The 13,556-nt window shown below is 51.8% G+C and carries 12 protein-coding genes; all 12 read left to right on the forward strand.

What is annotated here, in order from left to right:
- Nucleotides 1–99: 99 nt before the first annotated feature.
- The 12 genes from B152_RS22035 (at nucleotide 100) to B152_RS0101295 (ending at nucleotide 13,500) form a co-directional block, all read left to right on the forward strand.
- The gene (locus tag B152_RS22035) at nucleotides 100–582 is read left to right on the forward strand and encodes a helix-turn-helix domain-containing protein (protein WP_020590553.1); all 483 of its coding nucleotides are present in this window, start codon (nucleotides 100–102) and stop codon (nucleotides 580–582) included.
- A gap of 188 nt (nucleotides 583–770) precedes the next feature.
- Nucleotides 771–1,943 (forward strand): methionine adenosyltransferase, encoded by a 1,173-nt coding sequence (metK, locus tag B152_RS0101245; RefSeq protein WP_020590554.1) that lies wholly within the window; start codon nucleotides 771–773, stop codon nucleotides 1,941–1,943.
- Between the two features lie 22 nt (nucleotides 1,944–1,965).
- Nucleotides 1,966–2,673 carry a tRNA (guanosine(46)-N7)-methyltransferase TrmB gene (trmB, locus tag B152_RS0101250; RefSeq protein WP_020590555.1) on the forward strand — a complete coding sequence of 236 codons (708 nt, stop codon included), beginning with the start codon at nucleotides 1,966–1,968 and terminating at the stop codon, nucleotides 2,671–2,673.
- A gap of 284 nt (nucleotides 2,674–2,957) precedes the next feature.
- Entirely contained in the window at nucleotides 2,958–3,479 is a 522-nt protein-coding gene (gene rimP / locus B152_RS0101255) for a ribosome maturation factor RimP (protein ID WP_020590556.1), read from the forward strand.
- A 107-nt stretch (nucleotides 3,480–3,586) separates the two neighbouring features.
- A complete protein-coding gene (gene nusA / locus B152_RS0101260) occupies nucleotides 3,587–5,134 on the forward strand; it encodes a transcription termination factor NusA (RefSeq protein ID WP_020590557.1) in 1,548 nt (515 codons plus the stop codon).
- A 17-nt stretch (nucleotides 5,135–5,151) separates the two neighbouring features.
- Nucleotides 5,152–5,805, forward strand: coding sequence for an RNA-binding protein (locus B152_RS0101265; RefSeq protein ID WP_020590558.1), 654 nt, complete (start codon nucleotides 5,152–5,154; stop codon nucleotides 5,803–5,805).
- A gap of 17 nt (nucleotides 5,806–5,822) precedes the next feature.
- Nucleotides 5,823–8,492 carry a translation initiation factor IF-2 gene (gene infB / locus B152_RS0101270; protein WP_020590559.1) on the forward strand — a complete coding sequence of 890 codons (2,670 nt, stop codon included), beginning with the start codon at nucleotides 5,823–5,825 and terminating at the stop codon, nucleotides 8,490–8,492.
- A 36-nt stretch (nucleotides 8,493–8,528) separates the two neighbouring features.
- Nucleotides 8,529–8,981 carry a 30S ribosome-binding factor RbfA gene (rbfA, locus tag B152_RS24720; protein WP_083921764.1) on the forward strand — a complete coding sequence of 151 codons (453 nt, stop codon included), beginning with the start codon at nucleotides 8,529–8,531 and terminating at the stop codon, nucleotides 8,979–8,981.
- On the forward strand, nucleotides 8,981–9,910 hold the full coding sequence (gene truB / locus B152_RS0101280) for a tRNA pseudouridine(55) synthase TruB (protein ID WP_020590561.1): 930 nt from the start codon (nucleotides 8,981–8,983) through the stop codon (nucleotides 9,908–9,910). Before rbfA ends, truB begins: the two co-directional genes overlap by 1 nt.
- A gap of 36 nt (nucleotides 9,911–9,946) precedes the next feature.
- Nucleotides 9,947–10,216 carry a 30S ribosomal protein S15 gene (rpsO, locus tag B152_RS0101285; protein ID WP_020590562.1) on the forward strand — a complete coding sequence of 90 codons (270 nt, stop codon included), beginning with the start codon at nucleotides 9,947–9,949 and terminating at the stop codon, nucleotides 10,214–10,216.
- A 236-nt stretch (nucleotides 10,217–10,452) separates the two neighbouring features.
- The gene (gene pnp, locus B152_RS0101290; protein WP_020590563.1) at nucleotides 10,453–12,573 is read left to right on the forward strand and encodes a polyribonucleotide nucleotidyltransferase; all 2,121 of its coding nucleotides are present in this window, start codon (nucleotides 10,453–10,455) and stop codon (nucleotides 12,571–12,573) included.
- A gap of 174 nt (nucleotides 12,574–12,747) precedes the next feature.
- Nucleotides 12,748–13,500 (forward strand): glycerophosphodiester phosphodiesterase family protein, encoded by a 753-nt coding sequence (locus B152_RS0101295; protein WP_020590564.1) that lies wholly within the window; start codon nucleotides 12,748–12,750, stop codon nucleotides 13,498–13,500.
- Nucleotides 13,501–13,556: the final 56 nt, after the last annotated feature.

Consider the following 13,556-nt stretch of genomic DNA (forward strand, 5'->3'; position numbering starts at 1 on the left):
TTCTTTTTTGCAGAAAAAGAGTTGACTGCATACGATGGTATGCATCATGATACTCGTATAGATGGTCGCTTGTGTCTGCAAAAAAGAGAGAGTTGTATAATGGGTCTAGTTCAAGAAAAGGAACCGGTACGCGGCAAGGGAAAACCAAATCCCGTTGATGTTCACGTTGGAAGCCGCGTGCGTTTACGTCGTACACTCCTGGGTATGAGCCAGGAAAAACTGGGCGAAGCAATCGGCCTAACCTTTCAGCAGGTGCAAAAATACGAACGTGGTGCGAACCGTGTTGGTGCAAGTCGTCTATATGACCTTGCCCGAGTGCTGGAAGTGCCTGTGGGGTATTTCTTTGCCGATATGCCTGATGAGGTTGCTTCGCAGTCTCCGGTTCGTCTGCGGGAGATGAGTGAAGAGAAGATCGAGACTTTTGTGCATGAAGCCGACCCGATGGCCAAGCGTGAAACTCTTGAACTGGTTCGTGCTTATTACAAGATTATTGATCCCCAAGTGCGCAAACGCCTGTTCGAGATGACCAAAGCCCTGGGTACTGCTGCCGAAGCTTCAGCAAATGAGGCTGCGGGGGCTTAATTACCCCCCTTTCAGGCAAAGATAGTTTGAAAAAACACCTCCATTCTGGGTAGTGGGGGTGTTTTTCCGTTGCGCTCTCGGGCGTGATCAGGCATGTCTGATCGCGTTTTAGCGAATGGGACATGGGTCGCATTATTTAATCCGGTGTCCTGTTTTTGTATTTACATATATTTAGTGAGGGGGTTGTCGTGCGACTTGGCAGCTATCTTTTCACAAGCGAGTCCGTGTCTGAAGGGCATCCGGACAAAGTCTGTGATCGTGTATCCGATTCTATTGTTGACCTGTATCTTTCCCATGATCCTGAATCCAGGATTGCGGTCGAAACACTGGCTACTACAAACCGTATCGTTCTGGCAGGGGAAGTTCGTGGCCCTGCGGCTGTTACCCCTGAGGTCATCGAAGAGGTGGCGCGTCAGGCAGTTCGTGAAATCGGTTATGAGCAAGAAGGTTTTCACTGGCAGAATATGGCCGTGCAAAACTTCATCCATGAACAGTCAGTTGATATTGCCCAGGGCGTAGACTCTGCGGGTAACAAGGACGAAGGCGCGGGTGACCAGGGCATTATGTTTGGTTACGCCTGCCGGGAAACCGAAGCCTTTATGCCGGCTCCGATTTTCTATTCCCACAACATTCTGCGGTCTCTCGCTGAAGTGCGCCATTCCGGGGAAGAGCCAGGACTTGGCCCTGATGCCAAAAGCCAGGTTACGCTGGAATATGTTGATGGCAAGCCGGTTCGGGCGACGTCTATTGTGGTTTCCACTCAGCATGCTGAAGGTGTTTCGCAGGATGAAATCCGCGAGATTGTCCGCCGTCATGTTGTAAAGGAAATCCCAGAAGGCTGGATGTGCCCCGAAGACGAATTTTACGTTAACCCGACCGGGCGTTTTGTTATCGGTGGTCCAGACGGGGATGCTGGCTTGACTGGGCGTAAAATCATTGTTGATACCTATGGTGGTGCTGCGCCCCATGGTGGCGGTGCCTTCTCTGGTAAAGATCCGACCAAGGTTGACCGTTCTGCGGCTTATGCTGCGCGGTATCTGGCGAAAAATGTTGTCGGTGCCGGCCTGGCCGAGCGCTGCACAATCCAGGTTTCTTATGCCATTGGTGTTTCCAAGCCTTTGTCGCTGTATGTGAATACCCATGGGACGGGTGAAGTTGACGAGCAGAAGCTCCCTGCGGTTCTGATGGATATTATGAATCTGTCACCACGGGGAATTCGCCAGCATCTTGGTTTGAACAAGCCAATTTATGCCCGCACAGCGGCCTATGGCCATTTTGGCCGTCGCCCGGAAGATGATGGAGGCTTCTCGTGGGAGCGCCTGAGTCTGGTTGACGACCTCAAGTCTGCTTTTAATCTTTAAGCAGTATTCGTAGAGACGTGAGATGAGCGATCCTGTTAAGCGTAGTACGTTCTATGGTCGACGACAGGGTCGCCCTCTGCGAAAGAAGGCGACCGAACTGGTCGAGACAGTCTTTCCGAAAATCCGTATTTCTCTTGAGGAAATACCGGAGGGAAAAAAGCTTGATCTTTCTCAGGCTTTTGCCGGGTCAAATGACCCGGTGTGGCTTGAAGTCGGGTTCGGTGGCGGTGAACATCTTGCCTGGCAGGCTGCACATAATCCTGATGCCAATATTATCGGCGCAGAATATTTCATTAATGGTGTTGCCTCTTTGCTGGGGCATCTGGATGAAAATGGTGCAGATAATGTGCGTATTTATCGTGGCGATGTCCGTGATCTTCTGCCTTTCCTGCCGGACAATTGCCTGAGCAAGGTCTTTTTACTCTTTCCTGATCCATGGCATAAGGCACGCCATAACAAACGCCGTTTCATACAAAAAGAAACGCTTGATCGGCTTGCTGAGTTGATGGTTGATGGCGGCGAGTTCCGGATGGCTACGGATGATATGGGGTATTTGCAGTGGATGCTGGAACGTACCGTGCCTCATCCGGATTTTACCTGGATAGCGGAAGGTCCCGCTGACTGGGACAGGCGAACAGAAGACTGGCCGCAGACCCGATATGAAGAAAAGGCTCTGAAAAAAGGGCTGAAGCCGGGGTATCTGCGGTTTCGCCGCAATGACAGGGTTTAATCAGGAAGTGTTGAGCAGCTTAATTAACGCCTAGTGTGTTGTTATCGCGGGTCTATTTGTGACAAACTTCACTTGCCTAGAAAAGCGCTTGCACTGATTGGGGGCTGGAGGTAAAGTGCGCCCGGGATGCAGCTAGTTGTAGCCCGCTACATAGAAGTTTTACGGCGGGCCTGAGGGCCCATTTTTTGTATCTGAAATCTGCTGCCTGTGAGGAGATATTCCTGAAACAGGTTTGTAGGTCAGTCGGACGGAGACAGTTTTTGTCAATTGCTACCGGAGGTTCAATGCCTCTTCTTGCCAAAACAAGCGAAGGAAAAGCCGCTCAGGTCGAGCAACTTATTGCACCGACTCTGGCCTCTATGGGCTTTGATATTGTTCGTGTTATGATTATGGGCGGTGAAGAGCAAAAAACTCTGCAGATTATGGCCGAGCACAGTGACCTCAAGCAGATCATGACTGTGGAAAATTGTTCGGATATAAGTCGCGCGGTAGAAGCTATTCTGGAAGTGGAAGACCCGATTACGGGTGCGTTCCGTTTGGAAATCAGCTCTCCGGGTATTGACCGTCCCTTGACGAGGCTGTCCGACTTTGATCGCTTTTCCGGTTTTCATGCGAAGATCGAAATGGCGGTAACAGTAGATGGACGCAAACGCTTTACCGGGCGGTTGCTTGGTGTTGAGGAAAATGCTGTTCATCTTGATCTTGAAGATGAAGAAGCTGAAGTTTATTTGAGCTTTCAGGATATGTCGCGAGCCAAGCTTGTGCTGACTGATGAACTGATTGCAGCCGCGCAGGCAGGTAGTTAACCGCTGCATCGAAAGATTGAAGTGTAGCGCGCTGAATAATTCGCGCTATGTAATGACCTAATAAAACTGACGTCTTGTGTCAGTACAGATTAAGGAATTCAGGGCAGATGGAAACGAGTGCTCTTTACAGGACCGAACTTCTTCAGGTTGCAGAGGCGGTTGCACGTGAGAAAAGCATTGAGCGCGATGAAGTGCTGGATGCAATGGAGCAGGCTATTTCCAAGGCAGGGCGCGCCAAATATGGGCACGAGCATGATATCCGTGCTGGTATCGACCGCAAGACAGGTGAAGTCAGGCTGCGCCGCTATATGGAAGTTGTCGAGGAGGTCGAGAATGAATTGACCCAGACAACGTTGCGTGATGCGCGTGTTCGTCAACCGGATATCGAAATTGGCGAGTTTTTCTATGATGAGCTTCCGCCGATTGACCTCGGACGTATTGCGGCGCAGACCGCGAAACAGGTTATCGTGCAGAAGGTCCGTGATGCTGAGCGTGCCCGCCAGTTCCGTGAGTATCGTGATCGTGTGGGCGAGATTATCAACGGCGTGGTCAAGCGGAACGAGTTTGGCAATGTAACGGTTGATCTGGGCAAGGCAGAAGCCATCATGCGCCGTGACGAGACACTGCCACGCGAGAATTTCCGCAATGGTGACCGTGTCCGTGCTTACATCTATGATGTCCGCGAAGAACCACGTGGGCCGCAAATTTTTGTCTCCCGTTCACACCCGCAGTTCATGGCCAAACTGTTTGCCCAGGAAGTGCCTGAAATCTACGACAGTGTTATCGAGATCAAGGCTGTGGCTCGTGATCCAGGGAGTCGGGCGAAGATCTCTGTTCTCTCGAATGATTCTTCCATTGATCCTGTCGGAGCCTGTGTTGGTTTGCGCGGAAGTCGTGTACAGGCAATTGTTACAGAATTGCAGGGCGAGAAAATTGATATTATTCCCTGGTCTCCTGATGTTGCGACCTTTGTTGTGAATGCTTTGGCTCCGGCCGAAGTTTCCAAGGTTGTTCTGGATGAAGACCAGAAGCGTATTGAAGTGGTTGTTCCGGATGAACAGCTTTCTCTGGCAATTGGCCGTCGGGGCCAGAACGTCCGTCTTGCCTCTATCCTGACAGGTTGGGATATTGATATCATGACCGACGAGGAAGAATCCCGTCGCCGTCAGGACGAGACAAAACAGCGTTCGCAGAATTTCATTGACGCGCTTGATGTTGACGACGTTATTGCCCATCTGTTGGTTGCCGAAGGTTTCGAGGATATTGAGCAGGTTGGTTATGTTCCTGTTCACGAACTCGCCTCAATCGAAGGTTTTGACGAGGATGTTGCGGAAGAGCTGCGCAACCGGGCCAGAAGTTATCTCGAAGCGCGGGATAACAAGCTGGAAGAATCCCGTAAAAACCTGGGGATTAGTGACGAACTGATGTCAGTTGAAGGCTTGTCAACAGAGCAGGTTGTCAAGCTTGGCGAACAGGGTGTTAAAACCCTTGATGACCTCGCAGATCTTGCCGGTGATGAACTGGTTGAAATGCTTGGAACTGAGCTGGCTATGTCAGAAGCTGCTGCCAATGAGATTATCATGGCTGCGCGGGCGCACTGGTTTGAAGATGAAGCAGGAGATGCGACAGAAGGCACAGGGGCTGAGGAAGCGTAACCCGGAGGAACGGGATTATGACAAAATCAGATCTATTGCCTGAAGTTGAAGGGCGGAAAAAGAACAAGGGGCGCAGCGATCCTGAGCGACGCTGCATTGCCTCGGGCGAACTTTTTCCCCAGTCGAAGTTGTTGAAATTTGTGATTAGTCCGGACGGTTTTGTGGTGCCGGACCATAGCGGAAAGTTGCCGGGACGCGGAATCTGGTTGTCTCCAAGCCGGGATATGCTAGAGAAGGCGTGTAAAAAGAATTTGTTCGCGCGGTCAGCCAAGGCGCAGGTCAAAGTATCTGAAGATCTGGTCGACCAACTTGAAGCGCAGTTAACGAAACGTTGCCTTGATGCCCTTGGTCTGGCAAAACGAGCCGGACATTTGGTTGCAGGGTTTGAAAAAACCAGAGCATGGCTTTCTGATCAGAAGGTCGGGCTGTTGGTTCAGGCCGCAGATGCGGCAGAAGATGGGCGCGGGAAAGTTCGTGCATTGGCAAAAGCGGTAAACCCCGATTTGCCAATTGACGAAAGCTTCACCGCGCAGCAGCTGGGGCAAGCGCTGGGCCGGGAATCCTGGGTCCATATCGCGCTTAGACCCGGTGGAATCGCTGATACGTTTGTCGCTGATGCGGCACGGTTGTCGGCTGTACGAGGAATTGCGGGGCAACCCGCCAAAAAGTAAGTGGACGCCTGAAGGACATGACCTCGAGCAAGGACACCAAAAGTGGCTCAACGCCGTTGACATTAAAACGGCCTAATACTCTTGAGCTGAAGAAAACTGTTGAGACCGGGCAGGTCAAGCAGAGCTTTAGCCATGGCCGGTCAAAGTCGGTAACAGTTGAAGTTAAGCGCAGTCGCACATTTGAGCGCGGCGCGAGCGGTCGCATGGCCGAAGTCAGAACGCCTCTCGGTGATCAGGCTGGACCTGCTGCGACGAGCAAACCGACGAGCAAGCCCGCTGCGATCGCACCTGCCAGCAGTCATGATGATTTGACCAATGCAGAACGTGCGAAGCGACTGCAGGTACTGGAAGCAGCACGTGAAGCAGACGAGAGAAAACGTCAGGAAGCCGAGATCGAGCGTGAGCGTCGGGTGGAAGAAGAAGCTCGCCAGGCTGAAGAAAATGCGCGTTTGAAACTTGAGGAAGAGGCGCGTGCCAAACGCGAAGCTGCCGAGGAACGTGTGAGCGAAGCCAAAGGGACTTTGAAAAAAGTCGAAGAGGAAGCTGTTGTTGCGGCACGGGCTGCGACTGAAGCACGGAAGAAACGCGAAGCTGCCGAGAGCGGCGACGTTGAGGATAGCCGCCCCAACAAACTTAAAGCCCGTCAGCGTCACGCCCAGACAGCTGTACCATCCAGTGTGGGTGAAGTTATTGCCAATGAACTGGGTGGCCGGGTCAAACAGACGAACAAGCCTGTCTTTGTACCCAAGGATGTTACTGCCAAGGCAAAAGTCGGTGATGATCGCCGCAATAAAGGTAAGTTGACGATTACACGCGCGCTTGAGGGCGGTGAAGGTGATGTACGTCAACGGTCCCTGGCGTCGGTCAAGCGTCGTCGCCAGAAAAAACTGCAGCAGGAGCGCGGTAACCAGAACATACCTGCGAAGGTTGTGCGCGAGGTTACCCTGCCGGAAACCATTACGGTTCAGGAACTTTCCAACCGTATGGCAGAACGGGCTACTGAAGTGATCAAGCAGCTGATGAAGCTGGGCGTTATGGCTACAATTAACCAGACTATCGATGCTGATACTGCTGAAGTGGTCATTCAAGAACTGGGGCATACCATCAAACGTGTAACCGATGCGGACGTTGAGATGGGCATGCTTGGTCTTGAAGGAAATGATGAAGTCAATCTGATTTCGCGTCCGCCAGTTGTCACCATCATGGGGCATGTGGATCACGGTAAAACGTCGCTTCTCGATGCGATCCGTTCAACAGATGTGGTCCGTGGCGAAGCAGGTGGTATTACCCAGCATATCGGGGCCTACCAGGTGAACCTGGCTTCAGGAAACAAGATCACTTTCCTGGATACTCCGGGCCACGCGGCCTTTACGGAAATGCGTTTACGCGGGGCAACGGTTACGGACGTTGTGGTTCTTGTGGTTGCCGCGGATGACGGAATCATGGAACAGACAATCGAAGCGATCAACCATGCCAAGGCATCACAGGTTCCGATCATTGTTGCGATCAACAAAGTTGATAAACCTGATTCCAACCCTGACCGGGTGAAGCAGGAACTGCTGCAGCATGAGCTGGTGGTTGAAGACATGGGCGGGGACATCCTCTGCATTGAAGTCTCTGCCAAGGCCCGGACCGGCCTCGACAAGCTTGAGGAAGCCATTCTGCTTCAGGCAGAGCTGCTTGAACTAAAAGCGAACCCTGATCGTAGTGCTATTGGTACGGTTATTGAATCCAAGCTGGATAAAGGCCGGGGCTCTATTGCTACGGTGCTGGTTCAGAAGGGTACGCTGAAAGTTGGCGATATCTTCGTTACCGGAAATGAATCCGGACGTGTTCGGGCGCTGATGAACGAACGTGGGCAGCAGGTTGAGTCTGCGGGACCATCACTTCCAGTCGAGGTTCTCGGTCTGAACGGCACACCAAATGCCGGTGATGACTTCGTTGTGGTCGAGTCAGAAGCAAAAGCGCGTGAGATTGCGGCATACCGTGGTCATCGTGACCGTGAGCTGGCTGTTGCCGCCGCTGGTCGTGGTTCTCTCGAGCAAATGCTGGCCAAGCTGAAAGAAGGTACGGCTGAAGAGCTGCCTGTGATCGTGAAAGCTGATGTGCACGGTTCTATGGAAGCCATTTCAACCAGCTTGCAAAAGATGAACACCGAAGAAGTGAAGGTGAGTATCCTGCATTCCGGTGTTGGTGCGATCAATGAATCCGATATTACTCTGGCCCAGTCTACCGGGGCGATGGTTATCGCCTTTAACGTTCGTGCAAACCCGCAAGCCCGTGAACTGGCTCGCCGTGAAAATATCGATATCCGGTACTATTCAATCATTTACAATGTTGTTGATGATGTGAGATCGGCAATGAGCGGCCTGCTGGAGCCAGAACAGCGTGAGAAATTCACCGGTTATGCCCAGATCCGTGAAGTCTTTAACGTTACCAAGGTTGGTAAAGTTGCGGGTTGTATGATTACCGAAGGAACGGTACAGCGTGGCTCCAAGGTTCGTTTGCTGCGTGATAACGTTGTAATTCATGACGGTGCCCTGAAAACACTCCGTCGCTTCAAGGATGAAGTGAAGGAAGTGAAAGAGGGTTACGAATGTGGTATGGCCTTTGAAAGCTACTCTGACATCCAGGTTGGTGATCAGATCGAGTGCTATATCATCGAGGAAATTGCACGAGAGCTTTAACCAGCTCTCGCGTGCAATCATAGGAATGATTTCTACGTGACATCGAATACCAAAGGTCGAAGCGGCACTCCCAGAAGCCAGCGTCAGCTGCGTGTGGGTGAGGAAATCCGGCATGCCATGTCGGAAGTCCTCCGGCGGGCCAGCTTTAATGACCCGCATCTAGAAGGCGTGGTCGTGACAATTTCAGAAGTTCGGGTGAGCCCGGATCTGAAAAATGCGACGGCTTTCATTGTGCCGCTGGGCGGCGGTGATATGACAGAAGTTGCGCGGGCTTTTAACAAGGCCAATGGCTTCTTTCGCAAGGAACTGGGGCAGATGTTACGTTTGCGCAGCTGTCCTCGCATCAGTTTTGAGCCGGATGTGTCTTTTGATGAAGCGGCCAAGATCAATTCCATTCTTCACCGGGAAACTGTTCAACAGGATCTGGGCCCCCGTGATGAGGACGAATCTGTCGAGTCGCCGGACGGACATAACGAAGCGGACGACTGATGGGCCGGAAGAAAAAGGGGCTGCCGGTCCATGGCTGGCTGGTTCTTGATAAACCGCTGGGCGTCACTTCGACCCAGATGGTGGGCCGCGCCCGCCGTATTCTCAATGCACAAAAAGTAGGGCACGGGGGGACGCTTGATCCTCTTGCCACAGGTATCTTGCCACTGGCTTTTGGTGAGGCGACCAAAACGGTCTCCTATGCCATGGATGGTCGGAAGAGTTATCGCTTCGCCGTAAGGTGGGGCGCGGCCACCTCGACTGATGATCTAGAGGGCGAGGTGATCGAAGAGTCTGCCTATCGCCCCTCGATCGATGAAATTCAAGAAGCCCTGAAGGCTTTTCAAGGTGTTATAGAACAAACGCCACCGCGATATTCTGCCATTAAAATCGACGGTAAAAGAGCCTATGATCTTGCCCGAGGCGGGGATGAGACTTTTGAGATAAAATCGAGACAGGTGCGGATTGACCGTTTCGAGCTGATTGATGCGCGTGATGGTGAAGAGGCTGTGTTTGAAGTCGATTGCGGCAAGGGGACCTATGTCCGGTCTCTTGGGCGGGATCTTGCTAAAGCCCTTGGCAGCTGCGCGCACGTCATAGAGTTGCGCCGAACGCGGGTCGGACTCTTCACTCTTGAACATGCGATTTCACTGGAAACTCTTGAAGAGATCGGGCATAGTCCCGCTGCCGGAGAGCAGTTGCTCCCGGTTGAGACCGCGCTGGACGACATCTCGGCGTTGGCCTTATCAGAAACCGAAGCAACCCGCCTGCGTCAGGGTCAGACGATTGCGATGATATCGCGCGCTGATCAGGATCGCCTTGAAGGCATTGGTAACGGGGATATCCTTCTGGCAACAGAAAAGGGGAAACCGGTTGCGCTTGCCCGCTATGAAAAAGGTGTGGTCAGTTCGGTACGTGTTTTAAACCTCTAGGGACGTTCCCTGGACAAGCTTTAAGAAGGAAAAGCGATGTCGATTACGGCTGAGCGCAAACAGGAACTCATCAAGGAGTTCGCTACTGTTNAAGGTGATACTGGTTCACCAGAAGTACAGGTTGCTATTCTTACAGAACGCATCAACAACCTGACTGAGCATCTCAAAGGACACAAAAAGGATTTCCATTCCCGTCGTGGTCTTCTGAGCATGGTTGGTCAGCGTCGTCGTCTGTTGGACTACGCAAAGAAAAAAGGTCAGGGCCGTTATGAAGCTCTGATCAGCCGTCTCGGCCTGCGCCGCTAAGGCATAGGTAGTTTCCAAGTGGCACCCGGTCAGAACGAAACTGTGTTTCGGGATGGCCGGGTGCACGGCTATTGAAGGGTTGCTATTGTAACTTTGAAATAGCTTTCAGTGATATTGTTTCGGGGGCCGGGGCAATATCAGGTCTGAGCCGGTCCTGCGTAAACTGTTCTGCAAAACGGACAGTTTACGTAGGTCCGGCAACCCTAAAGCCGGCCCACCATATTTAAGGAAAAGTGATGTTTAACATCTATAGTAAAGAGATTGAATGGGGCGGACGTACCCTCAAGTTTGAAACCGGACAGATTGCCCGTCAGGCCGATGGCGCTGTTATGGTAACCTATGGTGACACGGTTGTACTCTGTACCGCTGTTGGCGCACGTGATGTGAAGCCGGGCCAGGACTTTTTCCCCCTGACCGTAAACTATCAGGAAAAAACCTATGCTGCCGGTAAAATCCCTGGTGGTTTCTTCAAACGCGAAGCTCGTCCATCTGAAAAAGAGACCCTGGTTTCCCGCCTGATCGACCGGCCATTGCGCCCGTTGTTTGCTGATGGCTATCTGAACGAGACCCAGGTGATCTGTACTGTTGTCAGTCATGATCTGGAAAACGATCCTGATATCGTTGCGATGATCGGTGCATCTGCTGCTTTGACAATTTCAGGCTTGCCTTTCCTCGGCCCAATCGGTGGCTGTCGTGTTGGTTATAAAGATGGCGAGTACATCCTGAACCCCTATATGCAGGACTATGCCGAACTGGATCTGGATCTGGTTCTTGCCGGAACACACGAAGGTGTGTTGATGGTTGAATCCGAAGCAAAACAGCTTTCAGAAGAAGTTATGCTGGGCGCTGTGGCCTATGGTCACGAGCAGATGCAGGCTGTAATCAATGCAATTATTGATCTGGCTGAACAGTGTGCAAAAGATCCACGCGAAATTGCTCCTGCTAACCCAGCTGTTGCTGTCGTAAAAGAAAAACTGCTTGCTGGCGGCATTGTCGACAAGTTTGCAGAAGCTTACAAAGAGCAGAACAAGCTGGCTCGCCAGAACAATATTTCTGCTGTAAAAGCTGCTGCTGTTGAAGGCTTGGAAGCTGAAGAAGTTTCTATTGCAGGTGGCCTGTTCAAAAAACTCGAAGCAGAAGTCGTTCGTGGCTCGATCCTCAAGACCGGTAACCGGATTGATGGCCGAAATACCAAGCAGATCCGCCCGATTGTTGCCCAGGTTGGTCTTTTGCCACTGACGCATGGTTCATCTCTGTTTACACGCGGCGAAACCCAGGCTCTGGTTACTTCGACCCTCGGAACTGGTCAGGACGAGCAGATCGTTGACCAGCTCGACGGCAGCTATCGTGAGCACTTTATGCTGCACTATAACTTCCCGCCATACTCTGTCGGTGAAGCCGGGTTCCTGCGGGGCCCAGGTCGTCGTGAAATTGGTCACGGTAAACTGGCATGGCGTGCGATTCATCCTTTGCTGCCTACGAAAGAGGATTTCCCCTACACGCTGCGTGTTGTGTCTGAAATCACCGAATCAAACGGCTCTTCTTCTATGGCATCTGTATGTGGTGCTTCCCTCGCGTTGATGGATGCTGGTGTTCCTCTTGGTGCGCCTGTTGCCGGTATTGCCATGGGTCTGATCAAGGAGGGTGATGATTTCGCCGTTCTTTCCGACATTCTGGGTGACGAGGATCATCTGGGTGATATGGACTTCAAGGTTGCTGGTACCGAGAACGGTGTGACTGCCCTGCAGATGGATATCAAGATTACTTCCATCACTCAGGAGATCATGAAGATTGCTCTGGAGCAGGCTCGTGAAGGCCGTCTGCACATCCTCGGCGAAATGGGCCAGGCGCTGACATCCGGCCGTGAAGGTGTATCCGATCACGCACCGCGCATCACAACCTTCTCCATTCCAAAAGAGAAAATTCGTGAAGTTATCGGCACAGGCGGTAAGGTTATTCGGGAAATTACTGAAGAAACCGGCGCCAAGATCGATATCGATGATGATGGCACGATCAAGGTTGCTGCAGTGGATCAGGATCAGGCGGATGCGGCTGTAAACTGGATTAAATCCATTGTTGCTGAACCGGAAGTTGGCGTGATCTATGAAGGTAAAGTTGTACGTTGTGTTGACTTTGGTGCATTCGTGAACTTCATGGGCGCACGCGATGGTCTGGTTCATATTTCCGAACTGGAAAACCGTCGTGTTGCCACGGTGAACGAAGTGGTTAACGAAGGCGATATCGTCAAGGTCAAGTGCATCGGGATCGAACGTGGTGGCAAGGTCAAGCTTTCCATGAAGCGTGTTAATCAGGAAACCGGTGAAGACCTTGAGGCTGGCGAACAGGCTGAAGGTTAACAGAGATATCAATGTCAGTTTAATTGGTCCTACTCGACAGGCTAAACTGGTAATTGACCTGAAATAAAAAGCAGGTATTAAGAAACGGGCGCCTATAGTGGGTGTCCGTTTTTTTGTCGGCCGATTTTGCGGCCTTATGTTCGGCCCCGTGCCTTTATTTAAGGGAGTAGGAGCATGGCAAACGCCACTCCGGTTGTTACATTGCCACGGGTTCAGGCCCATCGCGGGGCTTCGGGAGTTCGCCCGGAAAATACGATGACCAGCTTTCGGGAGGCCTTGGCTCAGGGTGCGACCTGGACCGAGTTTGATGTCAAGCTTTCAAAAGATGGTGTGCCGCTGCTTTATCATGACAAGGATCTGAAACGGACTTCGGGCCGCGAGGGTTTGGTCAAGGATTTCACCTTTTCTGAGTTGCGGGAATTCGAGGCCGGATCCTGGTTTGGGGCTGAGTTCGCCGGAGAGAAAATTCCATCTTTTGAAGAAGTCATGCAGTTTCATATCGAGAACGGCATGCAGGCGAACATCGAGTTCAAGCCCTCGGATAATGAAGAAGATGAAACTGTCAAAGTTGTTGTCGAAATGCTGGAGCGTATTTGGCCAAAGGATCGCCCAAAACCGCTGTTTAGTTCTTTTAAGCACAGATGTTTGGAAGTCGCCCGGGATATTGCCCCGGCTTATCCGCGCGGACTTTTGATTTATGATGACCTTGAAAACTGGAAAGAAGATGCCGAACGGCTGGTCTGTACCACGATACATCCCTGGCACAAGACTTTGACTCCTGACCTGGTTAACAGTTTCCAGCAGGCAGGATACGGCATTGCCACCTATACTGTAAACGATCCCGCCCGGGCGCAGGAGCTGGTTGCTATGGGCGTAGATTCCATTATTACCGATAATCCTGCTGTGATGATCAAGGCACTGTCATAAGCCGCTGAAAAACTGCAGAAGCTTTCAAAGAATAAAGGCCTGTCCTGGTTTGTCTC

This window comes from Kiloniella laminariae DSM 19542, from assembly GCF_000374005.1.
GTDB lineage: Bacteria > Pseudomonadota > Alphaproteobacteria > Kiloniellales > Kiloniellaceae > Kiloniella > Kiloniella laminariae.

What these genes read in the sequence shown, in the direction of transcription:
- B152_RS22035 (WP_020590553.1), top strand. Translation starts at nt 100, where the DNA reads ATGGGTCTAGTTCAAGAAAAGGAACCGGTACGCGGCAAGGGAAAACCA.
- trmB (WP_020590555.1), top strand. Translation starts at nt 1,966, where the DNA reads ATGAGCGATCCTGTTAAGCGTAGTACGTTCTATGGTCGACGACAGGGT.
- rimP (WP_020590556.1), top strand. Translation starts at nt 2,958, where the DNA reads ATGCCTCTTCTTGCCAAAACAAGCGAAGGAAAAGCCGCTCAGGTCGAG.
- nusA (WP_020590557.1), top strand. Translation starts at nt 3,587, where the DNA reads ATGGAAACGAGTGCTCTTTACAGGACCGAACTTCTTCAGGTTGCAGAG.
- B152_RS0101265 (WP_020590558.1), top strand. Translation starts at nt 5,152, where the DNA reads ATGACAAAATCAGATCTATTGCCTGAAGTTGAAGGGCGGAAAAAGAAC.
- infB (WP_020590559.1), top strand. Translation starts at nt 5,823, where the DNA reads ATGACCTCGAGCAAGGACACCAAAAGTGGCTCAACGCCGTTGACATTA.
- truB (WP_020590561.1), top strand. Translation starts at nt 8,981, where the DNA reads ATGGGCCGGAAGAAAAAGGGGCTGCCGGTCCATGGCTGGCTGGTTCTT.
- pnp (WP_020590563.1), top strand. Translation starts at nt 10,453, where the DNA reads ATGTTTAACATCTATAGTAAAGAGATTGAATGGGGCGGACGTACCCTC.
- B152_RS0101295 (WP_020590564.1), top strand. Translation starts at nt 12,748, where the DNA reads ATGGCAAACGCCACTCCGGTTGTTACATTGCCACGGGTTCAGGCCCAT.